Raw genomic sequence first — 26595 nt, 5'->3', positions numbered from 1 at the left:
GCAATAAACATAAACGCGCATTTCGGGGTTTGCGCGACACCGGCGCACGGCCCCTCGGCGCGGCCTTCACACGTCGGCCCAGCGCCGCAGCAAATTGTGATAGATGCCGGTGAGCTGGACGATCGAAGGGTGGCCCGCGGCATCCTGGTTCAAACGCTGGATGGCCACATCCATGTCGAGCAACAGCGCACGCTGGCTGTCTTCGCGCACCAGGCTCTGCATCCAGAAGAACGCGCTGACACGGGCGCCGCGCGTGACCGGATTGACCTTGTGCAGGCTGGTGCCGGGATACAGCACCATGTGCCCGGCCGGCAGCTTCACGGTGCGCGGCCCGTAGGTGTCGTCGATGACCAGCTCGCCGCCGTCGTAGGAATCAGGCTCGGAGAAGAACAGCGTGGCCGACAGGTCCGTGCGCACGCGCTCGGCGGTGCCGACGATGCCGCGCACGGCGTTGTCGACGTGATAACCGAAGGCCTCGCCCCCCTCGTAGCGGTTGAACAGCGGCGGAAAGATCTTGCGCGGCAGCGCCGCCGACATGAACAGGTTGTTGCCGGACAGGCGCTGCAGGATCAGGTTGCCGAGTTCCTGCGCCAGCGGATGCTGCTCGGACAACTGGCGGTTGTGCTTGACCGAGGCGGACTGGAAGCCCGCGGTAACCTTGCCATCCACCCAATCGGCGGCATCGAGACGCTGGCGGATGGCGGCCGCCTCGTCGGGGGTGAATACTTCGGCGATCTGTATAAGCATGGGTTCCTGCGCAGGTAACGGCCGGCGCGTCACCGCGCCGAGCCCCGCCAGATTATCCCTGCAGGCAGCCGTTGAGCGCCTGATCGAAGTCAAATAGCAGATCAGTCTCGTCTTCGATGCCCACCGACACCCGGATCAGACTGTCGGCGATGCCCATCTGCTTACGACGCTCGGCGCCCATCTCGTAGTAGATGGTGTGCGCGGCGGGCAGCGCCAGGCTGCGCGTGTCGCCCAGGTGCGTGGCCATCAACACGATGCGCAGGCGGTTCAGGAAATCGAAGCAGTCGACGCCGTCGGCCAGCTCCACGCCCAGCAGGCCGCCGAAGCGCGAACCGAACAGTGCCGCGGCGCGCGCATGCTGCGGGTGGCTGGCCAGGCCCGGATAATGCACCTTGGCCACGCCGCGATGCTCTTCCAGGAAGCGCGCCAGCGCCAACGCGTTGGAACAATGCTTGGCCATGCGCAGGGCCAGCGTCTCGGCGCCCACCGCAATGCGGTGCGCGGGCTCGGCCGCCAGCGTGCCCCCCATGTCGCGCAGGCCTTTCTTCTTGATCTGGGTCAGGCCCCAGCCGGTGGACGGGCCCTTGCGATAGGCGTCGTAGATGTTCGAATAATCGGCCCAGTCGTACAGGCCGGTGTCGGTGACCGCGCCGCCCAGCGCATTGCCATGGCCGCCGATGTACTTCGACAGCGAGTTCATCACCAGCGACGCGCCGACCGTCGACGGCCGGAACATCCACGGCGAGGTCAGCGTGTTGTCCACCACATAGACCAGCCCCTTTTCGCGGCAGATCTCGCCGATCACCGCCAGGTCGGCAACCTGGGTGCCGGGATTGGCGATGGTCTCGGTGAACACCATGCGGGTGTTGGGCTGGATCGCCGCGCGCACCTGCGCCGAATCGGTGGCATCCACGAACGTGATTTCCACGCCCAGTTCCAGCAGCGTGCCCAGCAGGCTGTTGGTGTTGCCGAACACGTACTGGCTCGACACCAGATGGTCGCCCCGGCGCAGCAGCGTGGTGAAAATGGCGGCCAGCGCGGCCATGCCGGTGGCGAAACTCACCGTGCCCTTGCCGGCTTCCATGTGGTTGATCTTGGCTTCCAGCGCCGTGGTGGTCGGCGTGCCCTGGCGGGCATAGGTGAAGCCGGGCTTGCCCTGGAACACCGCGGCCAGCTCGCGCGCATCGGCGTAGGCAAACTCCGACGAAGGGTGCATCGGCTTGTGCACCGCTCCGTGCTCGACGGATTGCTGGCGGTCGGAATGGAGGATCGTGGTGGTAAAGCCGTTCTGGTGCATGATGGGCTACGCGGAAAGAAGGGAACTACGAAAAAAGGGCGCGGCCGGCTCAGGCCTGCCGCTGACGCACGGTCTCGTACAGGCACACCGCGCTGGCCACGCTGACGTTCAGGCTTTCGACCGAGCCCAGCATGGGAATGTTGACCAGTTGGTCGCAGGTCTCGCGCGTCAGGCGGCGCATGCCCTCGCCCTCGGCGCCCATGACCCAGGCCATCGGCTGGCGCGCATCGACCTGGTGCATGCTTGTCGTGGCCTGGTCGTCGGTGCCGACCAGCCACACGCCGCGATCCTTCAGGCCGCGCATGGTGCGCGCAAGGTTGGTGACCATCAGGTACGGCACGGTATCGGCCGCGCCGCAGGCCACGCGCTGCACGGTGCTGTTCAACCCCACCGCGCGGTCGCGCGGCGCGATCACGGCGTGCACGCCGGCGGCGTCCGCCGTCCGCAGGCAGGCTCCCAGATTGTGCGGATCGGTCACGCCATCCAGGATCAGCAGCAGCGGCGGCCCCTCGATCACGTCGAGCACCTCATCCACGTCCACCGCCAGCTGGCGCTCGTCAGCCAGCGCCACCACGCCCTGGTGGCGGGTGCCGCGCGCCAGGCCATCCAGGCGCTCCATGGCGACCGGGTGCAGGCGGCAGCCGGCCTTCTCGGCCTGCTCGATGAACGTCTGCATGCGCTTGTCGCGGCGCGACGCTTCTACGTAGATTTCCTTGATCGACTCGGGCGCGTGGCGCAGCCGCGCGACAACCGCGTGAAACCCGGCAAGGACTTGGGTCGACGCCATAAATGCAAATACCTTTAGAGAAACGAATGCCCGTCCCAGAGCGGAACGGGCCGCCGGACAGGCCGGCCATAGGCGCAATGTTACCCCTTATGGCGCCGTCACCCGCCTTTGCCCGACCGAAGTTGCGCCCCCAAAACAGCGTGCCGGCGAATCGCGGGCCCGGCGGCGGGGTGCCGCGGCGCCCGCCCTCCCGGGCGGAACGCCGCGCCGCATCAGTGGCGCTTGCGCGTGGCTTTCTTGGCCGGCGCGGCGCGTTGCGGGGTATTGGACGGCTTGCCGGCCTTCTTGGCCTCGGCGCGCCGCTCCTTGGCGGTCTGGCCCTTGAGCGCGGCCGGCTTGGGCGCCGCCGCCTTCTTCACGCGGCGCGGACCTTCATCGGGACCACGCGCGGCCGCCTTGCGCAAGGCGTCGAAGCTGGTGCCTTGCACCAGGCGGAACTCGATGCGACGGGCTTCCAGATCGACCCGCGACACCTGCACCTGGACCTTGTCGGTCAGGCGGTAGCGCATGCCGGTGCGTTCGCCGCGCAGCTCGTGCAGCGCGTCGTTGAACTGGAAGTATTCGCCGCCCAGCTCGGACACGTGCACCAGCCCCTCGACGTGCAGTGTATCCAGCGTGACGAAGATGCCGAAGCTGGCCACGCCGGTAACGGTGCCGCTGAAGTCCTCGCCCACGCGCTCCTTGACGAACCAGCACTTGAGCCAGGCCTCGACGTCGCGCGAGGCCTCGTCGGCGCGGCGTTCGCTGGCCGACAGCACCAGGCCCAGCTTTTCCCAGATGGCGTGCTCGTGCTCGCGCTGGGTGCGGCCGATGACGACCGGCTGGTCGTCCAGGCTCGGCACGTAGCGCTGGCCGGCCAGCAGGGCCTTGATGACGCGGTGCGTGAGCAGGTCGGGATAACGCCGAATCGGCGAGGTGAAGTGGCTGTAGCCGGGATACGACAGGCCGAAGTGGCCCAGATTGTCGGGGCTGTAGATGGCCTGCTGCATCGAGCGCAGGCACATGGTCTGCAGCAGCTGGTAGTCGGGACGGCCGCGCACGGAGTCGAGGAAGTCGCCGTAGTCCTTGGCCGTGGGCGTATCGCCCCCGCCCAGCGACAGCCCCATGGTGCGCAGGAATTCACGCAGCGACTGCAGGCGCTCGGGCGTCGGGCCCTCGTGGATGCGGTACAGGCCCGGATGCTTGCTGCGCGTCATGAAGTCGGCCGCGCAGGTGTTGGCGGCCAGCATGCACTCTTCGATCAGCTTGTGGGCATCGTTGCGCACCGAAGGCACGATCTGTTCGATGCGCCCCAGTTCGTTGCAGACGATCTTGGTCTCGACCGTATCGAAATCGATCGCGCCGCGCTTCTTGCGGCTCTGCGACAGCAGGTGGAACAGTTCATACAGGCTCTGCACCTGCGGCATGACGGCGCGCATGGCGTGGGCCGCCGGGCCGCCGGGCTGCTGCAGCGCCGCCCAGATATTGGTATAGGTGGTGCGGGCATGCGAGTGCATCACCGCGTTGTAGAACTGGTATGCCGTGACCGTGCCGGCCTTGGCGCCCGACGCCGGGATCACCATGTCGCAGACCAGCACCAGGCGATCGACATCGGGATTCAGCGAGCACAGGCCGTTGGACAGCGACTCGGGCAGCATCGGGATGACGCGGCGCGGGAAATACACGCTGGTGCCGCGCTCGAGCGCGTCATCGTCCAGCGCGTCGCCGGGACGCACGTAGTGGCTGACGTCGGCAATGGCCACCAACAGGCGCCAGCCCGGCCGCTTGCGCTGGCCGGTGCCCAGTTCCACCGCTTCACAATAGACGGCATCGTCGAAATCGCGCGCGTCTTCGCCGTCGATGGTGATCAGCGGCACATCGCGCAGGTCGACGCGGTCTTTCAGGTCGCCCTTGCGGACCACGTCCGGCAGGCGGGCGGCCTGCTTGCGCGCGGCCTCGGAAAATTCCACGGGCACATCGAACTTGCGCACCGCGATCTCGATTTCCATACCGGGATCGTCGATCTCGCCCAGCACCTCGGCCACGCGCCCCAGCGGTTGCGTGTGGCGGGTCGGCTGCTCCATGATCTCGACCGACACCACCTGCCCATGCTGGGCGCCGTTGGTGTCGCTGGGAGGAATCAGGATGTCGTGCTTGATGCGCTGATCTTCCGGCACCACGATGGAAAGGCCGTGCTCGTGCAGGAAGCGGCCCACCAGCTTGTTGGTGCGCCGCTCGATGACCTCGACAATCGTGCCTTCCGGCTTGCCGCGGTATTCGCCCGACGGCTTGACCAGCACACGGTCGCCGTGCAGCACCTTGAGCATTTCGCGCGGCGACAGGAACAGGTCCGGCCCGCCGTCATCGCGCAACAGGAAGCCGAAGCCATCGCGATGGCCCAGCACCTTGCCGGCAACGAAATCCAGCTTGGTGGCCAGCAGCAGCACGCCCTTGCGGTTCGGCATCAGTTGGCCGTCGCGTTCCATCGCACCCAGGCGGCGCTCGAATCCCACCATCGTCGCCGGACGCTCCACGCCCATGCGCTCGGCCAGCTCCACCGGAGACAACGGCGCCCCCGCGGATCGCAGCGCTTTCAGGATGGCTTCACGGGACGGGACATCAGGATCGAAGTCTGGCGGCGCTTCCGGCAACGGAGTGGATCTGTTGTTGTTCGATTCGTTATTCGATCGTTTTGCCAAAGCTAATTTTTCCGTATATAATGCGCAGCTTCTGTGGTTCGCCCAAGGCTGAACACTGAAGCAGAAATGGTCAGACGGATTGTAGAGTGATTTTGCAATTGCGCTTTGAATACATGGGAATAAAAACCTCATGCAATCGAAGTGGCAGCGTATCACAAAGTTCTGGCTGCAATGTCTCAGTGCCCAGGTGGCGGAATTGGTAGACGCGCATGGTTCAGGTCCATGTGCCGCAAGGTGTGGAGGTTCGAGTCCTCTCCTGGGCACCACGGAATTTCAGCCAAGGCTGTTTGGCTTGCGATGACATCACGTCGCAATATAAACAGGCAGCGTTGGCAAAAAGTTGAAAACCCCGAAAATCGCGAGATTTTCGGGGTTTTTGCTTTGCGCTTTGCGACTTGCGCTTTGCGCGGCAGTCCCGCCCCTTCCCCGCCACCCACGCCAAGACCTTCTTTCAGCGCCACGGCACCTTGCGGTTCAAATGGTGGCGCGCATACAGGTCCGCGCCCATCCCCGCGATCTGGCCATCGATCAAGGCCTCGAACGGTCGCAGCAGTTCATCGAAATTGCGGGGCGCCTCCAGCGCATTGAGCGCATGCGTCACCGCCTCGATGGTGGACAGCGCGCCCGGGATGTCCGCGTGCCGCACCCGGTAGCGCGTCGCCAGGCCGGGCGGCAGCATCACGCGCGGCAACGCGGCCAGTTGCGGATTGATGTGCAGCAGCTTGCGCGCATGGGTCCAGGTGCCGTCGGGCACGATCAATTGCACCGGCGCGCCCGTCGCGGCGGCGCACCCGGGCACCAATACCTCCGCGCCCTCGCCGGGAAACAACACGCGGGGTGCATAGCCGGGTTCGGCCCACTGCTCATGCTGAAAGTATTCCCCCACCAGGCGCCGCGCCCCATCCAGCCCCAGCACCGCCAGCCGCGCTGTGTTCAGCGCATGGCGCGCCTCGCTCGGATGCTGCAACACCACCACGCGGGTTCGCGGACTCAGCGCCGGGATCAGGGCGCACAGGCAATGGGATTCGGGGCGCTTACAGCGCAGGCAAAGAGGGCGTGACATGGGGCGACACTATAGCGAAGCCGGCCGCATCGAAAAAAAAGTGAAAAAAATGCAGCATGACTTGCACACTTCCAAAAAAGTATGCATAATCTCGTTCCTCTGCTGTTGAACACGAAACGAAACGCAGCCGGTAGCAAGAAGTCGAAAGATCAAATGCAAACTGGAAAGCGACGCGAAAGGTAAGACATCAGCGCCCAGGTGGCGGAATTGGTAGACGCGCATGGTTCAGGTCCATGTGCCGCAAGGTGTGGAGGTTCGAGTCCTCTCCTGGGCACCAATTATTACATCACGAGGTACCTGTCGTGATGCGCCAAGAAAAACCCCGTTCGCGAAAGCGTCCGGGGTTTTTTCTTTTCCGGTTCCGATCATGAGACCGGACGGCGGCGGCATCGACATCCGCCGCCGCGCCAGGCGATTTGCCTGACGACGACAAGCCCGCCATAACAACGAGCCCGCCACGCCAGCTGCGCCACGCCAGTTGCGACTAGCCAGTTGCGACTAGCCATCTGCACCGCGCCAACGTGCACCACCCCAGCGTGCACCACGCCAGCCGCACCTCGCCAGCCCGCTGCCACAAGCCCGCTGCCACAAGCCCGCTGCGACAAGCTGGCCGCGACACCGCTGCCGCCAGGGCTGTCCGATCGCTTGCCGCGCCTAGGCCAGCACCCGCGTCATGACGACGTGCGCGATGCCGGCTTCCATGAACTCCTCGCCTTCCACCTGGAACCCGTGAGCCTCGTAGAAGCCCTTGGCGTGGGTCTGTGCGTGCAGCACCAGCATGCGGTGGCCATCGCCATGGCCCTGCCCGATCAGGGCGTCGAGCAACTGGCCGCCCACGCCCAGGCCGCGCGCCCGCTTGTGCACGGCCATGCGGCCGATGTGACCGTCGGGCAGCAGGCGGCCGGTGCCCAGCGGCGTGCCGTCGGCGGCGTAGGCCACCGCATGCACCGAGACCGCGTCGTCGTCGTCCATCTCGACTTCGGGCGGCACCTTCTGCTCGACCACGAAAACGTCATAGCGGACCGACGAGGCGTCCTCGCGCAGGCGATCCCAGGTTCCCAGGGTGATACGTACCGTCGGCTTTTGTTGGTTGGCCATTTTTTCCCTCGCGCCACTGCTGAATATGAATCTTCTGTCGACATTTTCGCAGGGATGGCGTGTCGGCGAAACAGGCGTACCATCGCGGCTGGCCCATTCCCGCAGCTGATCGCCATCATGCCGCAAGCCGCAACGCCCGCCTGGTTGAAATTCGCGCCCGCGCTTTTCCTGCTGCTGTGGTCCAGCGGCTTCGTCGTGCTGAAAGTGGGGCTGGCCTATGCCGATCCCATGACCTTTCTGGCATTGCGCTATGCCTGCGTGGTGGCGCTGCTGATGCCATTTCTGCTGGCGCTGCGGCCGCCGCTGCCGCAAGGCGCACGGGCGTGGGGCCACCTGGCCATGGTCGGCCTGCTGCTGCAGGCGGGCTACTTCTGCTTCACCTATCTGTCGCTCAAGCAAGGCATGTCCGCCGGCGGGCTGGCGTTGATCACGTCGCTACAGCCCATCCTGATCGGGCTGCTGGCGCCGGTGATCGCGCACGAACGCGTCGACGCGCGGCGCTGGGCCGGGCTGGGACTGGGCGTGTCGGGCGCCGCGCTGGTCATCGTCGCCAAGGCCTCGGTCGACCTGGCTTCGACGCTCGGCCTGGTGTTCGCGGTGGCCGCGCTGCTCTGCATCACCAGCGGCACGCTGTATGAAAAGCGCTTCGGCGTGCAGACCCACCCCGTCACGTCCAACACCGTGCAATACGCCGTGGGCCTGGCGGTCACGGCGCCGCTGGCCTTCTGGCTGGAGCCGATGCGCATCGACTGGACCGGCCCGCTGTTCGGATCGCTGGCGTACTTGGTGATTGGCAATTCGCTGGTCGCCATCACGTTGCTGCTGGCCATGCTGCGCCATGGCGAAGCCTCGCGCGTGTCGGCGCTGTTCTTCCTGGTGCCGCCATCGACCGCCGTCATCGCGCTGCTGGTGCTGGACGAGCCGATCCCGCCGCTGGCCTGGCCCGGCATGGCGCTGGCCGCGCTCGGCATCCTGCTGGTGACCCGTTCGGCGCGCACGCCCGCGCCGGCGCGGCAAGTAGAATGAGCGCCCTTTCGCGCCCATTTCTGCCGCCGCCATGAATGCCGTCATCACCGCCGCCCTGCCGGTCTTCGCGCTGATCCTGACCGGATGGCTGGCGGCGCGCTGGCGCATCCTGGGGCCGGCCGCCACCGACGCGCTGAACCGCTACGTGGTCTACCTGTCGCTGCCGGCGCTGCTGTTCCGCGCCATGACGCAGGTGGACCTGGCGCACATGGCGCACTGGGGCTTCGTCGGCGCGTTCGCCGGCGGCATCGCCGTCACCTTCGCGCTGTCGTTCCTGCCGCGCAAGCGCGGCCCGCGCGGGCTGACCGACCGCAGCATCGAAGGACTGGCGGCGGCCTACGCCAATGCCGGCTATATGGGCATCCCGCTGTGCCTGGCGCTGTTTGGCGCCGAAAGCCTGGCGCCGGCGGCCTTCACCACATTGATGACGGCCAGCGTGCTGTTCGGCTTTGCCATCGCCCTGATCGAGTTCGACCGCCAGCAGGCGCCCGGCCTGGGCGCCACGCTGGTCAAGGTCGGCCGCGCGCTGATGCGCAATCCGCTGCTGGCCGCGCCGGTGCTGGGCCTGGCGTGGGCCGGCACCGGGCTGGCGTTGCCCGAGGGGCTGGATCGCTACGTGTCGCTGCTGGGCGCATCCGCCAGCCCCTGCGCGCTGGTCACCATCGGCCTGTTCCTGGCGCAGACCGAGACCGCCAGCCCGGGACCGGGCGTGCTGCGGCTGGTGGCCGGCAAGCTGCTGCTGCAACCGGCCGTGACCGCGCTGCTGGCGTTCCAGGTGTTCTCCATGCCGCCGCTGTGGGCCTGGACGGCGGTGCTGATGAGCGCGCTGCCGATCGGCACGGGTCCCTTCATGCTGGCGCAGATGTACGGACGCGACGCGCGCGTGACGTCCCGCGCCATTCTGGTGTCGACGGTGCTGTCGGTCCTGACGGTGAGCCTGCTGGTGGCCTGGATCAGCGCCAACCCGATCACATAACGGCTGGATAATGCCTTTTATATAACTTATGGTTATTAAAAAAGCGTGAATTTGTGTTTTGAGAAATGTTCCGCACCCTTTAGACTGGACGCCACGATGACGGGTGCGGCGACGCGCCCGTTTGCTTTTCCTTCGCCGCATTCCGGCCCTACCGATTGCCTCGGACCCCGATCATGAGCACCAACGCCTCCACCCTGCCCCTGCCCTCGACGCTGCCGCCCATCCAGATCAACCGCAAGCCGCTCTGGATCGCGCTGCTGCTGGTACTGGCCGGCGCCCTGTACCTGAACCAGACCGTCAGCTGGCGCCAGGGCGCGCTGTGGATCGTCGGCGCGTTGCTGGGCGTGGCGCTGTACCACGCCTCGTTCGGCTTCACCCAGGCATGGCGCGTGTTCGTGTCGGACCGTCGCGGCGCCGGCCTGCGCGCGCAGATGTTCATGCTGGCCATCGGCGTGCTGCTGTTCTTCCCGTTCCTGGCGCAAGGCTCGCTGTTCGGCCAGCCGGTCAACGGCCTGGTCTCGCCCCCGGGTGTGTCGGTGCTGCTGGGCGCGTTCCTGTTCGGCATCGGCATGCAGCTGGGCGGCGGCTGCGCCTCGGGCACGCTGTTCGCGGTGGGCGGCGGCAATACCCGCATGCTGGTCACGCTGCTGTTCTTCATCATCGGCTCGGTCATCGCCACCGCCCACTTCGGCTGGTGGTCGACCCTGCCCGCGCTGGCGCCGACCTCGCTCATCAAGACCTGGGGCCTGGCGCCCGCCATCATCGCCAACCTGGCGGTGTTCGCGCTGATCGCCTGGATCGCCACCGTGCTGGAAAAACGCCGCCACGGCCACGTGATCTCGTTCGCCTCGCGCACCGCGCGCCCGGCCTCGCTGCTGCAGGGCCCGTGGCCGCTGATCTGGGGCGGCGTGGCGCTGGTGGCGCTGAACTTCGCCACGCTGGCGCTGGCCGGCCGGCCCTGGGGCATCACCTCGGCGTTCGCGCTGTGGGGCGCCAAGGCGCTGGACGCGATGGGCGGCGACGTGGCCACCTGGGCTTACTGGAGCAAGCAGGCCGCGCTGGGCGCGCCGCTGCGCCAGGACGTGACCACGGTGATGGACATCGGCCTGATGCTGGGCGCGCTGGCCGCGGCCAGCGCCGCCGGCAAGTTCGCGCCAGTCTGGAAGGTGCCGGCCCGCTCGCTGGCCGGCGCGGTCATGGGCGGCCTGCTGCTGGGCTACGGCGCGCGCCTGGCCTTCGGCTGCAACATCGGCGCCTACTTCAGCGGCATCCTGTCGGGCAGCCTGCATGCCTGGCTGTGGCTGCCGGCGGCCTTCGCCGGCAGCGCCCTGGGCGTGCGCCTGCGTCCGTTGTTCGGCCTGGCGGTGGAAAAGACGCCGTCGGCATCCAGCTGCTGAGAAACACTGTTCCAGCACCGGCCCCCGAAAAGGGGGCTTTTTTACGTCCGCGCCCCGCAGCGCCAGCACTGGCGCCGTTTCGGGGTAACGCACGGGTCCGGAAAGCGCGACCCGCCGCCCCGCCCGTTTACCGGTTTTACAGCCGCCCTGGTGTATGGTTGCTGCATTCCGCAATACGGAGATGGACCATGCAATGGATCGCCGGCCGCTTCACGGCTTTTATCTTGACCCTGGTGGCCGCCGCCGCGACCACCATCCTGGTGTTCACGGACTCGTACTGGTGGCTGTGGGCCGCCGTGCCGCTGGTGCTGCTGGGCCTGCTGGGCCTGTACGACCTGATCCAGACGCGCCACGCCATCCGCCGCAACTATCCGGTGCTGGGCAACCTGCGCTTCCTGTTCGAATTCATCCGTCCCGAGATCCGCCAGTACTTCCTGGAAGACGACACGCAGGCCTCGCCGTTCTCGCGCGCGCAGCGCTCGATCGTGTACCAGCGCGCCAAGCGCGAGATCGACAAGCGCCCCTTCGGCACCCAGGAAGACGTGTACGGCGACCGCTACGAATGGATCAACCATTCCATGTCGCCCACCCACATCGGCGACACCGACTTCCGCGTGGCGGTCGGCGGGCCCGACTGCAGCCAGCCGTATTCGATGTCGGCCTTCAACGTCTCGGCCATGAGCTTCGGCGCGCTGTCGGCCAACGCCGTGCTGGCGCTGAACGAAGGCGCGCGCCAAGGCAACTTCGCGCATGACACCGGCGAGGGCGGCATCAGCCGCTACCATCGCCAGCCGGGCGGCAGCCTGGTGTGGAACATCGGCTCGGGCTACTTCGGCTGCCGCGACGAGCACGGCGCCTTCTCCGAGGAAGCCTTCGTCAAGAACGCCTGTACGCCACAGGTGAAGATGATCGAGATCAAGCTGTCGCAGGGCGCCAAGCCGGGCCACGGCGGCATCCTGCCAGCCGGCAAGGTCACGCCCGAGATCGCCGAGGCGCGCGGCGTGGCGCCATGGCAGGACTGCAACTCGCCCGCCAGCCACTCGGCCTTCGACTCGCCCATTGGCCTGATGAAGTTCGTGGCACGCCTGCGCGAGCTGTCCGGCGGCAAGCCGGTCGGTTTCAAGTTCTGCGTCGGCCATCCGTGGGAATGGTTCGCCATCGTCAAGGCCATGCTGGAAACCGGCATCACGCCCGATTTCATCGTGGTCGACGGCGCCGAGGGCGGCACCGGCGCCGCGCCGGTCGAGTTCGTCGACCACGTCGGCACGCCGCTGCGCGAGGCGCTGCGCCTGGTGCACAACACGTTGATCGGCGTGAACCTGCGCGACCGCATCAAACTGGGGGCCTCGGGCAAGATCATCACCGCGTTCGACATGGCCCGCGTCATGGCCATGGGCGCGGACTGGTGCAACGCCGCGCGCGGCTTCATGTTCGCCATCGGCTGCATCCAGGCCCAGGCCTGCCACACGGGCAAGTGCCCCACCGGCGTCACCACCCAGGATCCGTTGCGCCAGCGCGCCCTGGTGGTGCCGGACAAGGCCGAGCGCGTGGCCAATTTCCACAAGAACACGCTGCACGCGCTGGCCGAACTGCTGGCGGCCGCGGGCCTGACCCATCCGAGCCAGTTGCGCCCGCATCACATCGCGCGCCGCATTTCATCGAGCGAGATCCGGCTGCTGTCGGCGCTGTTTCCCGAGCTGGCCCCCGGCGAGCTGCTGCGCGGCGAATTCCGCCACCAGGTGTTTCGCGCCGGCTGGTCGATGGCGCGCGCCGATTCGTTCCAGCCCACGCACGACATCAGCACCGCCCTGGCGCAGGAATACGTCATGACGCATCCGCCCCAGGGCACGCCGGCCTGACGGCCGGCGGCGGCGCAGGCCGTCCTGGCGCTCGTCCGCGGGCGGCAACCCGGCCTAGAGCCAGCGCTCGAACATGCGCGAGAAGAACTCCATGAATCGGTCATCCACGCCCCGGGCCCGCCAGGCCTCGGGCGTGATGCGCACCGACTCGGCCACGTCGCGCTGAAACAATGCCTCCATCTCGGCCGCGAACTCCGGCCCCAGCACCACCGCGTTGACCTCGTAGTTCAGCGCGAAGCTGCGCCAATCCATGTTGCTAGAACCCACGGTGGACCAGACCCCGTCGACCACCGCCGTCTTGGCATGCAGCAGCGCGTCGCGCCGCTCGTACAGCTTCACGCCGGCCTGCAGCAATCGCGTGTAATGGGAGCGCCCGGCGTTGAACACCAGGGAGGAATCGCTGAAGCCGGGCAGCACCAGCACCACGTCCACGCCGCGCTGCGCGGCGCCCGCCAGGACATCGACAAAGGCCGGATCCGGCACGAAGTACGCCATGGTGATGTGGATCGAGCGCTGTGCGCTTTCAAAGGCGGACATCAGCGTCAGGTAGACGGTATAGCCGTCGCTGCGATCGGGCTGGTTGGCCAGGATCCGCACGCGGGTCGGCCCGGCGGCGGCCGGCGCGATGACCTGGCCACCGCCCCGCAGCGGCTCCTTGGCCTGGGATTGCCAGCCGTCCTGGATCACCGCCTCCAGCTGCGCCACCGCCGGCCCTTCGATACGCAGGTGCGTGTCGCGCCAGGGCGCGCCATCGGCATCGGCGCGCGCGCCATCCGCGCCATCCGCCCCGCTGCCGACGCCGCCGCCCGAGCCGCCGCTGCCGCCGGCCGGCGATGAGGCGTACACGGCGCTGACGTTGATGCCTCCCAGGTAGCCGACCTTGCCATCCACCACCAGGATCTTGCGGTGGTTGCGCTGGTTGGGCGACCAGCCGGCGCGGCTGCCGTTGACCGGGCTGACAGGATTGAAGACCGCGACCTGCACACCCGCGTCGCGCAGTCGCTGGAACAGCGCATCGGGCGTCTTGATGGTGCCCACCGCGTCCACCATCAACGCAACGTCGGCGCCGCGGTTGCGCGCGGCGATCAGGGCTTCGGCAAAGCGCCGCCCCGCTTCGTCATCGTCGAAGATGTAGGTTTCCATGTGGACGTAGCGCCGCGCCTGCGCGATGGAACGCAGCATGGCCTGGTAGGTGCCCGGGCCGTCGGCCAGCAGGCGCACGCGATTGCCCGCCATGAGCGGCGCGCCGCTGACGGCTTCTTCCACCGCCAGGTGGCGGGCAAGGAAATCCTCCCGGTTGTTGCGGGGATCCGCCGCGATGTCGTGGCCGCGGCGGTAGCTGTCCCGGGCCGCGTCGGCCGACAGGCCGGCCTGCGCTTTGCGGGCGGCCCGTTCCTGCGCATCGGGCACGCTGGCGCAAGCGGCCAGCATGGCGGCGCAGCAGGCCAGCGCTACCGCCCGCCACCCGCGCCGCCACGCCGCGGACGCGGTCCACGCCGCCGCGCGGTCGTCGCGGGACGGGGCCGATGGCGGCCTCATGGCAGACCGGCTCAGCGCCGATTGGCCAGCAGGCAGCAGCCCAGCAATACCCCCACCAACGTGGCCACGCCAACCGACTTCCACGCGTGTTCATGGACATATTCATCGGCGTAGGCCTTGGCGCGGCGAGCCCGTTCCCGCGCCGCGCCTTCCCAGTCCCCCGCGGATTCGCGCGCATCGGCCAGTTGCTGCTTCAGGCGCGCGCGCGCCGCCTCGATCTCGGAGCCCGTATATGAAGCCGTCGAACGCAGCAGGTCTTCCGTTCCGGCCAGCAGCTCTTGGAAGCTATCGCTCACGCGTTCGCGATGCAGGGCCATTTCAGCGCGTTGGTGCTTTCGATTCATGGTCGCTCCTTATTGCTTGTGGTGTATGGGGCCTGTCGGGCACGACGCGACGCCGTGCCCGGCGGGGGCCGGGCGCATGGCACCAGACCGTGTCCCATTGTGGCCATTCCCGGCGCGGCGCGCCCCGAGCTTTCGCAACCAGCCGTTAACCGATATTTCAGCGGCGCGGAACTTGCTGAGCATCCCGGCCCGGCGGCCCACGCCCGTGGACCCGCCCCTCCTCCGGTCACGTTGATTTAGTAAAAGTCCATTGCATTTCAGGCGCTTAGACTTGACACCAGAACCCCTCTGGCGGCCACAATAAGCCTTTGCAATGCGCTTCATCAGCCTCAAAAAGGAACTGAACGCATGGTCTCCCCCTCCGCACTGCTCGCTGGCGCCGACCCGCACTTCCTCGCGCCCTCCCCCCAGCCCCACAGCGCCGAGCAGCACGAATTGCGCGACGGGTTGCTGGACGACCCCGCCCATATCGATCCGAAGTTCCTGTACGACGCGCTCGGCTCGTCGCTCTTTACCGCCATCACCCAATTACCCGAGTACTACCCGACGCGCTGCGAGGCCGAGATCTTCGAACGCCACGGCCAGGACATTGCCCGCCACATCGGGCCGGTACAGACCATGATCGACCTGGGCGCAGGCGACTGTGCCAAGGCCGAACGGCTGTTCGCCAGCCTGCGGCCGCGCCACTACGTGCCCATCGACATCTCCGCCGACTATCTGGAATCGGCGGTGCGCCGGCTGCGCCTGTCGTATCCCGACCTGCGCATCACCCCGATCGGCCTGGACTTTTCCCAGGCGCTGGCGCTGCCCGCCGACATCGCGCCCGAGCAGCGCCTGTTCTTCTACCCCGGCTCCAGCATCGGCAACCTGGATCCGGACGCCGCCCTGGCGATGCTGCGACGCATCCGGCGCCAATGCGCGGGCGGCGGGCTGCTGGTGGGCGTCGACCGGGTCAAGCCCCGGCAGGTCCTGGAACCGGCCTACGACGATGCCCTGCATCTGACGGCCGCCTTCAACCTCAACCTGTTGCGCCACGTCAACGGCGTGCTGGGCAGCGACTTCGACGTGGGCGACTGGTCCCATGTGGCGCTGTTCAACAGCGAACGGTCACGCATCGAAATGCACCTGCAGGCGCGCCATCCGGTCACCGTCACCTGGCCTGGCGATGCGCGCCACTTCGCCGCCGGCGAACGGATCCACACGGAAAACTCGTACAAGTTCACGCCGCCGGCCTTCACTGATCTGCTGCGGCGGGCGGGCTTCGACGGCATCGAGCACTGGTCGGACACGCGCGGCTGGTTTTCGGTATTCAGCGCCCGCGCCTGACGCGGCCACCTCAACCCGCCCCCGGAGGATCGCCATGGAACCTGCCTGCCTGCTGACCCATCCCGCCAACGGCCCCTACGCGGCCGGACAGGCCGGCCAGCACGACCGCTACGACGCCGTACGCGCCACCACCATGGCGCTGGCGGCGCCTTTGAGTCCGGAGGACTGCCAGGCGCAGTCCATGCCGGACTGCAGCCCGGTCAAATGGCACCTGGCACACACCACCTGGTTCTTCGAGACCTTCCTGCTGACCCATTTCCCGCCGCCCGTGCCGGTGTTCCATCCGCAGTATCGGATGCTGTTCAATTCGTACTACAACGCCGTCGGCGCCAAGCATCCGCGGCCGCAACGCGGCCTGCTGACCCGGCCGCCGCTGGCGGACGTGATGCGCTACCGCCAGCACGTGGACCAGGCGATGCACACGCTGATCTCGCGGCTGGGCGGCAACGACCCCGCCTTTGACGCGCTGCTGGAACTCGGCTTGAACCACGAGCAACAGCACCAGGAACTGATCCTGACGGATCTCAAGCACCTGCTATACGCCAATCCATTGCGGCCTGCCTATGTGGCTTCGGGCTCGCCGGCCCTGCCGCCGGGCACGCCGGCCGGCTGGACGCGCTACGCCGGCGGCGTGGTCCGCATCGGCCATGATGGCCGCGATTTCGCCTTCGACAACGAAGGGCCGGCGCACGAGGTGTTGCTGCGGCCGTTTCACCTGGCTGATCGCCTGGTGACGCAGCACGAGTACCTGGCGTTCATCCGCGACGGCGGCTACAAGCGGCCGGAACTGTGGCTGTCGCTGGGCTGGGAACGGGTCTGTGCCGAAGGCTGGCGCGCGCCGCTTTACTGGGAGGGCCAGCGCGACGACTGGCGCGTCTTCACGCTGCGCGGCATGCAGGAGCTGGAGTTGCAGGCGCCCGTCACCCATATCAGCTATTACGAGGCCGACGCCTATGCGCGCTGGGCCCGGGTGCGCCTGCCCCGCGAGGCGGAATGGGAGCACGCCGCCCGGCAATTGCCCGACGGCGCCCGCTCGAGCCGCGCCAACCTGCTGGAAAACGGCCATCTCGATCCCCGGCCCGCGCCAGCCCGGCTCGGCGCCAGCGGGCCCGCGCAGTTGTACGGCGATGCCTGGGAATGGACCGCCAGCGCCTATGACGCCTATCCCGGCTTTACCCCCGATGCCGGCGCCGTGGGTGAATACAACGGCAAATTCATGTGCAACCAGTACGTGCTGCGCGGCGGCTCCTGCGCCACGCCGCGCGGCCACATCCGCCCCAGCTACCGCAACTTCTTTCCGCCCGAGGCCCGCTGGCAGTTCTCCGGCATCCGCCTGGCGCGGGACGATTGAGGCGGCCAGCAAAAAAAGCTGCCTGGGGCAGTTGCATCGGCCGAAAATTCCATGCTAGAATTTTGTTCTTCGTTGCTTGACTCTCTTTGAATTGAGCGGCGATAAGGATGGCGCATTAGCTCAGCCGGTTAGAGCGACGGAATCATAATCCGCAGGTCCCCTGTTCGAATCAGGGATGCGCCACCAAGGAATTCAAAAGGCCTTCACTTTGCGTGAAGGCCTTTTTCATTTAGGCCGCGCGACCCGCGTTATTTCTGGTGGGTCGCCCCTGGCGCCGGGTGGGTGCAAAAGGCGGGGCGGCGTGCAGCGCCCCTCGCGGATTGTGCGAGGCGGCCCCAAAGGTGAAAAAATACGCGGAAAAAATACGCGGAAAAAAATACCTACCGATGGCGATTTTCCATGGACTGGGGCGGCAACGGCGGCTTGGGGCTGCATCGACGTGGGCACCGTATCGGTTTAAAGGCGCCGGCTTAAAACACCGCCCCCTACTGTCACGCACCGCCCTCGCCCACGGCTTGGAATACGCCATGATCGCGCATCGATCCCCCCGCGCCGCCCGCCCTCATACCCGCGGCGCGAACGCCCGGGGGTGTCGTCTGCCCTCCCCCGAATGCAGTATCCATCATCGCATCGCGCCGGAGCTGCCGGCCGCGGGGCCTTGGCGCGACGGGTTGTTCCAGCAACGCCCGCCCTTGCGGCAAACCCCGGCGCGACACGCCTGCGCTACACCTTGAACGGCAGATCACGGCGCCGGCCGCCCCAGGTGGCGCACAGGCTGGCCACGAACGCGCCGATCAACATGGATGCGAAGCCCCACAGCGCCACCGTCGCCGCCGCCTTGCGCGCCTGATCGGCGGCCTCGCGCGCCTTGCGCTTGGCGTCATCAACCGCCTGTCGGGCGCTCTGCAGGGTCTGGTCGACCCGCTGTTGCGCCGCGGCCGGATCAATGCCCGCCTGGGCCGCGACCACCTTGGCCACATAATCCCGATCCGCCGGCGCCATCTCGCCGCGCGCCAGGCTCATCGCCACGATCCGACCGACTTCGGCCCGGGCCGCAACGCGGTCGCCCGCGGCGTCCGGCCGCTCCGAGCGCAGCAGCACATCGGTGAAATAGTCGCCGGCCTGATCCATGCCGCCGCCCGCCCCCGCGCCAGCGGCCGCGGTGGCGGTCACGGCCGCGCCCGCTCCCGCCGCCACCGAAGCGCCAGCCTTGGCCGCGCCGGCGGCCAGCGTCGCGAGCGCGGACCCAAGCAATGCCGCGCTGACCACGGCGCTCAATGCCCACACCAGGAACCCGTGCGCGGTATCGCGGAAATAGACCTCGTCAAGATGCGCGTCCACCCACTTGGTGCGCAGGCGACCGGCGACATAGCCACCGATGCCATAGGCCACGATCTGTGTGAACAGCATCCAGGCAACGATGCCGATGCCGGCGGCCGGAGCCGACAGGCCTTCCCCGCTCCAAGGGGAAACCGACAGCAGGCCCAGCCCGGAACCGCCGGCAAACAATGCCAGCGACAAGGCGGCGGCGATCACCGCGCCGGCGAACACCGCCGCCCAGGAAACGGCCGAGACCGCCGATTCGCGCACCGCTGGCGCGCCGTCCAGGGCGCGGCCGCCCGATATTGCATTTTCCATGGTGGTTCCTTGTTCAGTTCGCGCGCGGCGGTTGCCGGCGCGGATTCAAGCCGTCCTTCAATGCCAGAACAGCGCCAGCAGGATGATGATGGGAATGGGCACGCCCAACAGCCACAGCAGAATGGAACGCATACAAGCCTCCTTTGCTCGAGCGAAATGATTCCCGGCGGATCAGGCCAGGTCGATGGTGCCCGGCGCACGCGGATTGGGCGCAGGCGGGGTGACATCGGGTCCGCCCGGGTCGCCGGGCGAATGACGGGGGTCCGGACGCGGATCGTCCGGCGGCGGATTGCCGGGCAGCGGCGGATCGTCGGCCGGCACGTCGTCAGGCGCGCCTGGCGGACGGTGTTGGATTACAGACATGGCGGATCTCCTCGGCGGCGCCAAAACGCGCCGGTCCGCTATCAGCAATTGCCGTGCCCATGTCCGCACCGGCTCGCGGAACAAAAAAAAAGCCCTCGTTCGAGGGCTTTGGGGGCATTGGGAAGCGGTCTCAGGGCCTGGACGTCTTGGCGTCCCCGTCGTTCTGGTTTCCCAGGAATTCCATTACCGCGGCCTTGCCGGCAGCGGAGGCCTCGTCGTGGCTGGAGTAGCGGCGCTCGGAATAATTGGTGCTGCGCACATTGCCCGTATCCGGATCCAGCAAGGTGATGATCCAGGCGAACTCGCCCGGCAGCAATTGCCTGATCTGCAATGTGGCGCGCGTGCCGGGGCGGAGTCGTTGCGGCATTTCGCGGCCTCAAGAGGAGATTCGAGTGATTCGACGCCGCCATCGTAGCGCAAAGCGCGTGCTCCGCGACACGGCGGGAATGTTGCGCCGCACACCGATTTCATGCTGCAGCGTGCGCGGCGAAAACGCCACACCGGTTGGCGGGGGCCAGGAAAACCCTAGCGCCATGCCCCCCAATACAGGCGCACAATCAGACCAAACACCTAGACCGTAGCAACGGCGCCGCAATCCCTTAATCAGGCGAGGACGGAGACAACATGACTTACGTAGCAGTGGTAATCAGCTGTTTGATGGTTGTGGGTATCGTCGCGTTGGTGATTCAAACGATTCAAAGCGCGGGGCCCGAGCCCTGGCTGAAGATATCGGCGGCGATTGTCAGTTCCCTGTTCGCTTCCCTGTTGCTCATTCCGCTGGGCTACGCCGTGGCCCAGACCATGGTTTTGGAATGAGCGCGCAGCCGCTGCGCGGCTGAACCGGGATCGATCCCGCTTTTCGACGCCCGGGGGTTACCCACCCCGGGCCGGCCGGCCGCGTGTCGCCGCCCAGCAGATCAACGAGCCGGCGGTGACCATGGCCACGCCTTGCCAGAACGTCGCGGTCAGGCGCGTCGACAGCCAGACCGCCGCGAAAAAAGTCGACAGCACCGGCGTGAAATACGACGCCGTGGCCAGCAAGGTCAGATTGCCGTTCAGTATGCCCACGTTCCACAGCGCATAGCCCGCCGCCATGGCGCCGCCCGTCACGCACAACTCCAGCACGGCGGCCCCCTTGAATGCCAGCGCCGGTTCCGCGCTCAGGGCGTATTTGATCCACAGCGCCGCCGCGGTCAACATGAAAAACAATGCCACGCCGTTCTTGCCGTCGGCAAAGCGTTTGGTGACATTGCAATAAACGGCCCATATGATGGCACCGCTGAACGCCAGGCCATAACTGAGGGGATTGCTCGATACATTGGCGACCACGCGCTGCCACGAGACGCCGCCGTCGCCGCCGACCACCCAGACGATGCCGCACAGCGACAGCGCGATGCCCGGCACCACCCAGGCGCCCGCGCGCTGGCCGTTGATCAGTATCGCCAGGATGACCGTGAAGCACGGCCACAGGTAATTGACGATGCCCAGCTCGATCGCCTGGCCGCGGTTGGCGGCAAAACCCAGCGACAGCGACAGGCAGATTTCATAGGCCACGAAAAGGACGCTGCCGCACACCAGATAAGACCGCGGGAACGTACGCAGCCGGGGAAATCCCAACAGCAGCACCAGGAAGATCGAACCGACCGTATAGATCAGGGCCGCGCCCCCGATCGGCCCGAAGCTTTCGCTGACGCTGCGGATCAGGCCGACGACGGTGCCCCACAGCACGACAGCCATCAGTCCCAGGAATGTCGCCGTATTCCGGCCGGGAGCATGTTGCATCACTTTTTCCGATTACCCGATTTCCACCCGATACGCCGCGCCGGGCCACGCGCGAGAACGACGCAGTGTAGCGAAAACGGGAACAGGGCCGCGGCATGGCCGGCATCCAGGGAATGGAAGCCGGCGCGAGGCGCAACCGTCCGACTAGGAACAAGAGGGAGACCAAGCCGCATGACAATCTCTGTACGCAGACTGGCCGACGTACTCGCCGCCACGGCAGCGGGCCGACTCTATCGCATCGAAGTGTTCTCGCAGGCCGACCCACAAGCCGGCTCGCCCGCGGTCACTCGCTACATCCTCAGGACGACGGAAGGCGAACGCGTCATCGCCCTGGGCGAACGGCGCTACCGCTTGAAATCGGGTGAAGTGCTGACCGCGCTCGCGGCCGCGCCGGCGCCGCGCCACGATGCCTGAACCGCATCGCGGCGCCCCGGCGGCATGCCGGGATCAACCGCGTCAGCGATCGGATGCCACCCGCCGCTTGCCCAGGCCCTTGGCCCGATACAGCGCGACATCGGCCCGCTCCAGCAACTGCAGCATGGTGACGCCCGACTGCGGATACACCGCGATCCCCACACTGGCCGACACCGCCACCCTGATCTTGGGATAGGGCAGCGACAGGCTTTCGACCAGCGCCTCGGCCACCGCCTGGGCCCCGTCCTGGTCGCTCTCCAGCAGCAGCACCGCGAACTCGTCGCCCCCCAACCGCGCCGCCACATCCGACACCCGGATGGCACGCGCCATGCGGTCAGCGGCCTCTTTCAGCACGGTATCGCCGGCCGCATGCCCATGCAGATCGTTGACGGCCTTGAAGCCGTCCAGATCGATTGCCAGGATGGCGAAGGACTGGCCGCTGCGCTGGGCCACGGCCAGTTCGCGCAGCACCAGTTCGCCGAAAAGCACCCGGTTGCACAGCCCCGTCAGAGGATCGTAGTGGGCCAGGTGCTGCGCGTGCGCCAGCATGCGGGAGGCCTGCAACAAGGCCGTGCCAACCTCTTCGGCCTCCTTGACGCTCGTGGCCGGCAACTCCACGGTACGGCCTTCGCCCAGCGCCAGCGCCGGCCCCACCAGGCCCTGCACCGCCGACGTCAGGCGATTCGCCAGGCGCAACGCCAGCCACAGGCCCAGGCTGAAAGCCGTCAGCGTGCCCAGCGCCAGCCAGGCGATGGAACGGTACAGGTCGGTCGTCACCAGCGTCATCGGCGCCCCGGCCGCGATGGTCCAGCCGGTCAGCGTGGAACGGCTGAAGGCGGTGTAGACCGGCGTGCCCTCTTTGGTGGTGGATTCGAGCGAACCCTCGCTTTCCATCTGCACCGCCCGCGCCAGCGTCGGCACGGCCTTCTGGCCGACATACCTCTCGGCGTCGCGGGTGCGCGCAATGATGGTGCCGCTCCTGTCCAGCACCGCCGCCACCCAGCCCTCCGGCAGGCCGCGCCGGCCGAGCACATTGCCGATGCGCTCGGGCGACAGCCCGACATTGAGGCTGTAGATGACTTCGTCGCCCCGCACCACCGGCACCCCTAGCGCAATGACGGGGACCCGGCTGACCGCCCCTGTGAACAGGCTGCTCAGCACCGGTTCGCGCGCCCGGAACACCCGCGTCAGCTCCTGCGACACGCCCGAGGATGGCAGCGCCGTGCCATAAGGCACCAACGTGTTGACCACTTGGTGGCCATCCTTGTCGGTCAGCACATAACTGTCGACGATCTGGAACTTGATGGCATCGCGCGCGCGCTGGTGGAATCCCGCCAGATCCCCTGCGAGCAGGTCGGGCGACGAAGCCAATATCTGCACACCGGCCTCGACCCCGGTCATTTCACGGTCGAGGATGGCGGTCAGATTGCGCGCCAGGAAAATCGTGTCGCGGAAAATCCGCTCGCGCTGGATCTGGTAGCTTTCGTAGACCGCGACCGAGGCCACCATCAGGGCCGGCGCGATACAGGCGAACACCAGCACCAGCAAACCGGCTCGCATCGAATACCGGTAGCGCGGGCGAACCTGCGTGGCGACCAGGCTTTCGCCATCAGCCATATTATTTTTCCTGGCGCTTTTGCGCGGCGCAAAGCGCTTGCCGACACTGCACTTTCTGACCCATGGCGCGTCTCCTGGAACTATCGGCCGGACCGGAACCCGGCAGCACGGCAAACCAGAAATTATTGCAGAACCAGACCGCGACGTGTCCATCCGCCCTTGAACCGGCGCCGGCAATCGGATGTGCCCGCAACGGAAAAGTCGCGTCCCCAATTTACCTCAAAAACAGAGCCGGGCAACCATCTCGTTATGTTCGAGTATCTGGCGGCGAATGGCCGCTGGCGTGGCATCGACTTCGGCCGAGGAATTGAAATACACCGGCCGCGCATGATCGCAATACTCAATCCCGGTCCGAGGGGGGAGCGGCGCGCACCCACCCAGACTTGAGGCGATCAGCCACGGCGTCGTCATCGCTGCGAGCCACCTTTTCCTGCACATCCCTGGCCTCCCTGCGAGCCTGGTCGGCCCGCTCCTGGAGGCGGGCCGCATTGTCCGAGCGTTCCCGCGCCCGGCCCATGGCCCGCCCCCGCCAATAAACCCCGGCAATGGCGGCCAGGCCCGCCAGCACTGCCGCCATTACGCCGAGGCCCCGCTTAATCCACTGCCGCAACATGGGTCGCCCTCCTGTCCGCCCGGGCCCGCACGGCCGCCACCGCCTGCGAATACAGGGCGGGCCAGCTGTCCGGCTTGGGCTTGCCCGGACGCCAGGTGCGCAGATACAGCGCCCAGGCCGCGACCGCATCGCCAACCGGCGGCAATGCCTGCGGGTCGGTCCAGAGCAACAGGCGCGCAACGCCCGCCGCCAGCACATCGTCATGCTCGAGCGCGGCGTGGATCGCGTCCGGATCGCAGGCCACGCCGCGCGCCTGGCACAGCACGACCAGGGGCGCCTTGCTCGCGGCGTGCAGGAATACCCCCCACACCCCGCCGCGGCTGGCGCGCGTGCCCTTCTCGAATTGCCAGAAACCGCGAGCCGGTCCGCCGATCTGGCGCCGGTGCACGAAGCGGCTCTCCTGCAAGCCGATCGCCAACAGCATGCATTGCGCCTCGCGCGTATCCATGCGCGCCGGCAACAGCGCCAGCGCCGGCCGCAGCGCCTCATCCATGATCTGGTCAAGCGTCATGCCTGCCCTCCTTGTCCGTTTGCGTATCCATCCCCAGCGTCTTGCGCCGGATCTCCACCGCCCAATCCACCAGGTCCTGGTTCTGCAGCTTGGCGGTCAGGCGCAGGTAGGCGCCCAGCACCCACCAGGCCGGCAGCCCGGCCAGCAGCATGCAGGGGCCGAGCACGTAGAACATGGCCAACAGCCCGTCCTCGCCCAGCCCGGTGCGCTGCGCCATCCAGTAGGCGGACGACATGATGTCGGGCATCCACGCGATCATGCCGATCGCCAGCAATGGCCCGAACAGAAAAGAGCTGACCACCGTACAGGCGGTGCGCGCGACGAACTCGCGCGGGCTGCGCGGCGGCATCAGCAACATGCCGATCAAGGCCGCCATCGCCGCCGGCATGCCGAAAGCCAGCGCAATTTTCAGGGCGGCGAACCCGCCCAATCCCGTAGATGCCGGTTCCATGGTTACACCGCTCCTGTCGACGGTGCGCATCGCTGCCTCCCGTGAACATCACGGGCGCCGCGGGGGCGCGCCGGATGAAAAATTTGAAATCCGGGCGACACTGTCGTCCGTTCGACGCGGGCGTTGCCCGCATCGGTACTGGTATCTTTCCTGTCTATTGCCCTTCCCTCTCTCTGCCCGACCCGTCATGAAACCCTGGACCCGCCGCCAACCTCGCCGCAAGCCCGCCCCCACGCTCGCCGAGGCGCTCACGCGTTATCTCGTCGAGGTTTCCGCCACCAAGAAGGGACATACCTCGGAACAGTCGATCGCGCGGATCTGGCGCGCCACGCGCCTGGCCATCCGACCAGTGGACCGCATCCGCAGCTCCGATCTGACGGAACTGCGCGATGAATGGCTCAAGGATCGGGCGCCGGCCACGGTGGTGCGGCGCATGGCGTTCCTGTCGCATGTCTACACCGTGATTCGAAAAGACTGGGGCTTCGACCAGTTGGCCAATCCTGTCCAACTGGTGCGACGCCCCGCGGTGGATGACGCGCGCGACCGCCGCCTGTTCGACCGCATCACCCTGCGCGGACTGTCGGAGGACGACTGTCCGCGCAAAGAGCTGGAATGGATCATCCGCGCCACCCGTTCGACCGAACTGCCCACGATCCTGACGGTGGCCAAGGAAACCGGCATGCGCCGCTCCGAGGTCGTCGGCATCCAGCGCGAGCACCTGGACCTCATGCATGGGGTGGTTCATCTGCCGCATACGAAAAACGGCCGGGCCCGCGACGTACCGCTGACACCCCGGGCGCGCGAGGCGTTGCGTCGCTGGGTCACGGGCAAGCCGATGCGCGGCCGCATCTTCACGATGCAGCCGGGCTCGGTAACGCGTGCCTTCATCCGCGCGCGTCGCCGCGCCCGCTTGCGTTATGAGGGCATGTGCCGGCACTACGGCCGGCGCCCCAACGCCGCCTACTTTCGCGACCTGCGCTTTCACGACCTGCGGCACGAAGGCACCTCGCAACTGGCCACCGTGTTCCAGATCCACGAACTGGCCAAGGTCAACGGCAACGTCGACACCCGCATGCTGCTGCGGTACTACCACCCGCATGGGCGCGAATTGGCGCAGAAGCTGGCGCGCAGCCAGCTGGGCCGGCGCCAGCTCGAGGAAATGCGGCGCGAGCGCGAGGTCGAAATGGAGGCCCTGCCCCTGGCCGCCTGACGGCTATACGGTGGCGCCTTCGTCCCGTCGTGACGGTTCCACCGAGGTCAGCCAGGCCGGCAATTGCCCCCAGCCCGGATAGCTGACCTTGCCGCCGGCGCCGTCATGCTCCGCGCCGATCGAATACGGCATCCCCGTCTCCACCACCCACAGCGGCGTGGTGCGATAGTCGTCGACCATGGCCCAGGCATCGCCCACGCGCCGCGGCCATTTCCCGGCCGGCGGCGCCGGCGGCGCGTCCTCGTAGGCGCCGTAGGGGATGTTGAACGTGCCGGGCGTCAACGCCAGTTCGTTTGCGACGGATTGGTACAGGTACAGGCCGTCGTTGTCGGCCTGGAAAACTTCTTTTTGCATGTTGATTGCTCCTTGGAAATGAAATTTGCACTGCAAATGCGAGAGTCTTGGGAACACGGCAAAGCGATGAACTGAGATTACATTCGCATGGCGCTAGACAGGCGTCTTCGTCCGCGACGATCGGGACTCAACTCTACTTCGCACGTGATGCTGG

25 protein-coding genes and 3 tRNA genes are annotated in these 26595 nt (G+C 67.1%); 12 read left to right on the top strand and 16 right to left on the bottom strand.

Features of this window, described 5'->3' with window-relative positions; translation table 11 throughout:
* Window positions 1-66: 66 nt before the first annotated feature.
* From ABFG95_RS23365 to rnr, 4 genes are all read right to left on the bottom strand, one after another.
* A complete protein-coding gene (locus ABFG95_RS23365) occupies window positions 67-747 on the bottom strand; it encodes a Fe2+-dependent dioxygenase (protein WP_059269681.1) in 681 nt (226 codons plus the stop codon).
* Window positions 748-799: 52 nt separating this feature from the next.
* Window positions 800-2044: a cystathionine gamma-synthase family protein gene (locus ABFG95_RS23360; protein ID WP_059269680.1), complete on the bottom strand. Its 1245-nt coding sequence runs from the start codon at window positions 2042-2044 to the stop codon at window positions 800-802.
* A gap of 49 nt (window positions 2045-2093) precedes the next feature.
* Window positions 2094-2831: a 23S rRNA (guanosine(2251)-2'-O)-methyltransferase RlmB gene (rlmB, locus tag ABFG95_RS23355; protein WP_049072581.1), complete on the bottom strand. Its 738-nt coding sequence runs from the start codon at window positions 2829-2831 to the stop codon at window positions 2094-2096.
* Between the two features lie 212 nt (window positions 2832-3043).
* Window positions 3044-5509, bottom strand: coding sequence for a ribonuclease R (rnr, locus tag ABFG95_RS23350; RefSeq protein ID WP_049072580.1), 2466 nt, complete (start codon window positions 5507-5509; stop codon window positions 3044-3046).
* Window positions 5510-5690: 181 nt separating this feature from the next.
* Here rnr and ABFG95_RS23345 point away from each other — a divergent pair.
* A tRNA-Leu gene (locus ABFG95_RS23345) sits at window positions 5691-5775 on the top strand.
* Window positions 5776-5960: 185 nt separating this feature from the next.
* Here ABFG95_RS23345 and ABFG95_RS23340 read toward each other — a convergent pair.
* Entirely contained in the window at window positions 5961-6572 is a 612-nt protein-coding gene (locus ABFG95_RS23340) for a DTW domain-containing protein (protein ID WP_175204627.1), read from the bottom strand.
* 192 nt (window positions 6573-6764) lie between these two features.
* Between ABFG95_RS23340 and ABFG95_RS23335 the strand changes: the two genes are divergently transcribed.
* Window positions 6765-6849: transfer RNA gene (locus ABFG95_RS23335), tRNA-Leu, on the top strand.
* Between the two features lie 377 nt (window positions 6850-7226).
* On the opposite strand, the gene ABFG95_RS23330 is transcribed toward ABFG95_RS23335, so the two are convergent.
* Window positions 7227-7670 (bottom strand): GNAT family N-acetyltransferase, encoded by a 444-nt coding sequence (locus ABFG95_RS23330; RefSeq protein WP_054417666.1) that lies wholly within the window; start codon window positions 7668-7670, stop codon window positions 7227-7229.
* Window positions 7671-7787: 117 nt separating this feature from the next.
* Between ABFG95_RS23330 and ABFG95_RS23325 the strand changes: the two genes are divergently transcribed.
* From ABFG95_RS23325 to ABFG95_RS23310, 4 genes are all read left to right on the top strand, one after another.
* Complete coding sequence (locus tag ABFG95_RS23325) at window positions 7788-8696, top strand: DMT family transporter (RefSeq protein ID WP_063589452.1); 909 nt, start codon at window positions 7788-7790, stop codon at window positions 8694-8696.
* 31 nt (window positions 8697-8727) lie between these two features.
* Window positions 8728-9672, top strand: coding sequence for an AEC family transporter (locus ABFG95_RS23320; RefSeq protein ID WP_054417664.1), 945 nt, complete (start codon window positions 8728-8730; stop codon window positions 9670-9672).
* Between the two features lie 173 nt (window positions 9673-9845).
* Window positions 9846-11069: a YeeE/YedE family protein gene (locus ABFG95_RS23315; protein WP_348994962.1), complete on the top strand. Its 1224-nt coding sequence runs from the start codon at window positions 9846-9848 to the stop codon at window positions 11067-11069.
* 188 nt (window positions 11070-11257) lie between these two features.
* Entirely contained in the window at window positions 11258-12928 is a 1671-nt protein-coding gene (locus ABFG95_RS23310; protein ID WP_348994961.1) for an FMN-binding glutamate synthase family protein, read from the top strand.
* Between the two features lie 54 nt (window positions 12929-12982).
* Here the strand turns inward: ABFG95_RS23310 and ABFG95_RS23305 are convergent, their stop codons facing one another.
* Together ABFG95_RS23305 and ABFG95_RS23300 are read right to left on the bottom strand one after the other, a co-directional pair.
* A complete protein-coding gene (locus tag ABFG95_RS23305; protein ID WP_049072571.1) occupies window positions 12983-14359 on the bottom strand; it encodes a phospholipase D-like domain-containing protein in 1377 nt (458 codons plus the stop codon).
* Between the two features lie 119 nt (window positions 14360-14478).
* Window positions 14479-14811 (bottom strand): DUF883 family protein, encoded by a 333-nt coding sequence (locus tag ABFG95_RS23300; protein ID WP_049072568.1) that lies wholly within the window; start codon window positions 14809-14811, stop codon window positions 14479-14481.
* A 348-nt stretch (window positions 14812-15159) separates the two neighbouring features.
* On the opposite strand from ABFG95_RS23300, the gene egtD reads away from it, so the two are divergent.
* The 3 genes from egtD (at window position 15160) to ABFG95_RS23285 (ending at window position 17674) form a co-directional block, all read left to right on the top strand.
* On the top strand, window positions 15160-16137 hold the full coding sequence (egtD, locus tag ABFG95_RS23295; RefSeq protein WP_175145893.1) for an L-histidine N(alpha)-methyltransferase: 978 nt from the start codon (window positions 15160-15162) through the stop codon (window positions 16135-16137).
* 34 nt (window positions 16138-16171) lie between these two features.
* Window positions 16172-17488 (top strand): ergothioneine biosynthesis protein EgtB, encoded by a 1317-nt coding sequence (gene egtB, locus ABFG95_RS23290; RefSeq protein ID WP_063583279.1) that lies wholly within the window; start codon window positions 16172-16174, stop codon window positions 17486-17488.
* A gap of 109 nt (window positions 17489-17597) precedes the next feature.
* Window positions 17598-17674 (top strand) — tRNA-Met (locus tag ABFG95_RS23285).
* A gap of 537 nt (window positions 17675-18211) precedes the next feature.
* Here ABFG95_RS23285 and ABFG95_RS23280 read toward each other — a convergent pair.
* The 3 genes from ABFG95_RS23280 to ABFG95_RS23270 all read right to left on the bottom strand — a co-directional run bounded on the left by ABFG95_RS23280 (window position 18212) and on the right by ABFG95_RS23270 (window position 19856).
* The gene (locus tag ABFG95_RS23280; protein WP_348994960.1) at window positions 18212-19126 is read right to left on the bottom strand and encodes a hypothetical protein; all 915 of its coding nucleotides are present in this window, start codon (window positions 19124-19126) and stop codon (window positions 18212-18214) included.
* A gap of 171 nt (window positions 19127-19297) precedes the next feature.
* Complete coding sequence (locus ABFG95_RS23275) at window positions 19298-19489, bottom strand: hypothetical protein (protein ID WP_059269674.1); 192 nt, start codon at window positions 19487-19489, stop codon at window positions 19298-19300.
* A 130-nt stretch (window positions 19490-19619) separates the two neighbouring features.
* On the bottom strand, window positions 19620-19856 hold the full coding sequence (locus ABFG95_RS23270; protein WP_049072559.1) for a hypothetical protein: 237 nt from the start codon (window positions 19854-19856) through the stop codon (window positions 19620-19622).
* Between the two features lie 257 nt (window positions 19857-20113).
* Between ABFG95_RS23270 and ABFG95_RS23265 the strand changes: the two genes are divergently transcribed.
* Window positions 20114-20305 (top strand): hypothetical protein, encoded by a 192-nt coding sequence (locus ABFG95_RS23265; RefSeq protein ID WP_049072557.1) that lies wholly within the window; start codon window positions 20114-20116, stop codon window positions 20303-20305.
* A gap of 57 nt (window positions 20306-20362) precedes the next feature.
* Here the strand turns inward: ABFG95_RS23265 and yddG are convergent, their stop codons facing one another.
* Window positions 20363-21271, bottom strand: a complete 909-nt coding sequence (gene yddG, locus ABFG95_RS23260) for an aromatic amino acid DMT transporter YddG (RefSeq protein ID WP_049072555.1) — start codon at window positions 21269-21271, stop codon at window positions 20363-20365.
* 171 nt (window positions 21272-21442) lie between these two features.
* On the opposite strand from yddG, the gene ABFG95_RS23255 reads away from it, so the two are divergent.
* Complete coding sequence (locus ABFG95_RS23255; RefSeq protein ID WP_278992261.1) at window positions 21443-21685, top strand: 6-phosphofructokinase; 243 nt, start codon at window positions 21443-21445, stop codon at window positions 21683-21685.
* 42 nt (window positions 21686-21727) lie between these two features.
* On the opposite strand, the gene ABFG95_RS23250 is transcribed toward ABFG95_RS23255, so the two are convergent.
* From ABFG95_RS23250 to ABFG95_RS23240, 3 genes are all read right to left on the bottom strand, one after another.
* Window positions 21728-23302, bottom strand: coding sequence for a sensor domain-containing diguanylate cyclase (locus tag ABFG95_RS23250; RefSeq protein WP_059269672.1), 1575 nt, complete (start codon window positions 23300-23302; stop codon window positions 21728-21730).
* Between the two features lie 593 nt (window positions 23303-23895).
* On the bottom strand, window positions 23896-24426 hold the full coding sequence (locus ABFG95_RS23245; protein WP_278992257.1) for a hypothetical protein: 531 nt from the start codon (window positions 24424-24426) through the stop codon (window positions 23896-23898).
* Window positions 24416-24877 carry a hypothetical protein gene (locus ABFG95_RS23240; RefSeq protein ID WP_049072550.1) on the bottom strand — a complete coding sequence of 154 codons (462 nt, stop codon included), beginning with the start codon at window positions 24875-24877 and terminating at the stop codon, window positions 24416-24418. Before ABFG95_RS23240 ends, ABFG95_RS23245 begins: the two co-directional genes overlap by 11 nt.
* Window positions 24878-25064: 187 nt before the next feature.
* Between ABFG95_RS23240 and ABFG95_RS23235 the strand changes: the two genes are divergently transcribed.
* The gene (locus ABFG95_RS23235) at window positions 25065-26087 is read left to right on the top strand and encodes a tyrosine-type recombinase/integrase (protein WP_049072549.1); all 1023 of its coding nucleotides are present in this window, start codon (window positions 25065-25067) and stop codon (window positions 26085-26087) included.
* A gap of 3 nt (window positions 26088-26090) precedes the next feature.
* On the opposite strand, the gene ABFG95_RS23230 is transcribed toward ABFG95_RS23235, so the two are convergent.
* Window positions 26091-26441, bottom strand: a complete 351-nt coding sequence (locus ABFG95_RS23230; RefSeq protein WP_068980172.1) for a phage tail protein — start codon at window positions 26439-26441, stop codon at window positions 26091-26093.
* Window positions 26442-26595 lie beyond the last annotated feature (154 nt).

The sequence above is a fragment of the Achromobacter sp. HNDS-1 genome, assembly GCF_040084795.1.
Classification (GTDB): domain Bacteria; phylum Pseudomonadota; class Gammaproteobacteria; order Burkholderiales; family Burkholderiaceae_B; genus Achromobacter; species Achromobacter ruhlandii.
The sequence above is the reverse complement of the archived record's forward strand: the minus strand, read 5'-3'. Positions and strand labels throughout refer to the sequence as shown.

Coding starts and splice junctions, on each gene's coding strand:
- egtB (WP_063583279.1), top strand. CDS start 16,172: ATGGAACCTGCCTGCCTGCTGACCCATCCCGCCAACGGCCCCTACGCG.
- ABFG95_RS23325 (WP_063589452.1), top strand. CDS start 7,788: ATGCCGCAAGCCGCAACGCCCGCCTGGTTGAAATTCGCGCCCGCGCTT.
- ABFG95_RS23360 (WP_059269680.1), bottom strand. CDS start 2,044: ATGCACCAGAACGGCTTTACCACCACGATCCTCCATTCCGACCGCCAG.
- ABFG95_RS23330 (WP_054417666.1), bottom strand. CDS start 7,670: ATGGCCAACCAACAAAAGCCGACGGTACGTATCACCCTGGGAACCTGG.
- ABFG95_RS23320 (WP_054417664.1), top strand. CDS start 8,728: ATGAATGCCGTCATCACCGCCGCCCTGCCGGTCTTCGCGCTGATCCTG.
- ABFG95_RS23315 (WP_348994962.1), top strand. CDS start 9,846: ATGAGCACCAACGCCTCCACCCTGCCCCTGCCCTCGACGCTGCCGCCC.
- ABFG95_RS23245 (WP_278992257.1), bottom strand. CDS start 24,426: ATGACGCTTGACCAGATCATGGATGAGGCGCTGCGGCCGGCGCTGGCG.
- egtD (WP_175145893.1), top strand. CDS start 15,160: ATGGTCTCCCCCTCCGCACTGCTCGCTGGCGCCGACCCGCACTTCCTC.
- yddG (WP_049072555.1), bottom strand. CDS start 21,271: ATGCAACATGCTCCCGGCCGGAATACGGCGACATTCCTGGGACTGATG.
- ABFG95_RS23235 (WP_049072549.1), top strand. CDS start 25,065: ATGAAACCCTGGACCCGCCGCCAACCTCGCCGCAAGCCCGCCCCCACG.
- ABFG95_RS23240 (WP_049072550.1), bottom strand. CDS start 24,877: ATGGAACCGGCATCTACGGGATTGGGCGGGTTCGCCGCCCTGAAAATT.
- ABFG95_RS23255 (WP_278992261.1), top strand. CDS start 21,443: ATGACAATCTCTGTACGCAGACTGGCCGACGTACTCGCCGCCACGGCA.
- ABFG95_RS23250 (WP_059269672.1), bottom strand. CDS start 23,302: ATGGCTGATGGCGAAAGCCTGGTCGCCACGCAGGTTCGCCCGCGCTAC.
- ABFG95_RS23340 (WP_175204627.1), bottom strand. CDS start 6,572: ATGTCACGCCCTCTTTGCCTGCGCTGTAAGCGCCCCGAATCCCATTGC.
- ABFG95_RS23275 (WP_059269674.1), bottom strand. CDS start 19,489: ATGTCTGTAATCCAACACCGTCCGCCAGGCGCGCCTGACGACGTGCCG.
- ABFG95_RS23265 (WP_049072557.1), top strand. CDS start 20,114: ATGACTTACGTAGCAGTGGTAATCAGCTGTTTGATGGTTGTGGGTATC.
- ABFG95_RS23300 (WP_049072568.1), bottom strand. CDS start 14,811: ATGAATCGAAAGCACCAACGCGCTGAAATGGCCCTGCATCGCGAACGC.
- rlmB (WP_049072581.1), bottom strand. CDS start 2,831: ATGGCGTCGACCCAAGTCCTTGCCGGGTTTCACGCGGTTGTCGCGCGG.
- ABFG95_RS23310 (WP_348994961.1), top strand. CDS start 11,258: ATGCAATGGATCGCCGGCCGCTTCACGGCTTTTATCTTGACCCTGGTG.
- ABFG95_RS23270 (WP_049072559.1), bottom strand. CDS start 19,856: ATGCCGCAACGACTCCGCCCCGGCACGCGCGCCACATTGCAGATCAGG.
- ABFG95_RS23305 (WP_049072571.1), bottom strand. CDS start 14,359: ATGCTGGCCGCTTGCGCCAGCGTGCCCGATGCGCAGGAACGGGCCGCC.
- ABFG95_RS23365 (WP_059269681.1), bottom strand. CDS start 747: ATGCTTATACAGATCGCCGAAGTATTCACCCCCGACGAGGCGGCCGCC.
- ABFG95_RS23280 (WP_348994960.1), bottom strand. CDS start 19,126: ATGGAAAATGCAATATCGGGCGGCCGCGCCCTGGACGGCGCGCCAGCG.
- ABFG95_RS23230 (WP_068980172.1), bottom strand. CDS start 26,441: ATGCAAAAAGAAGTTTTCCAGGCCGACAACGACGGCCTGTACCTGTAC.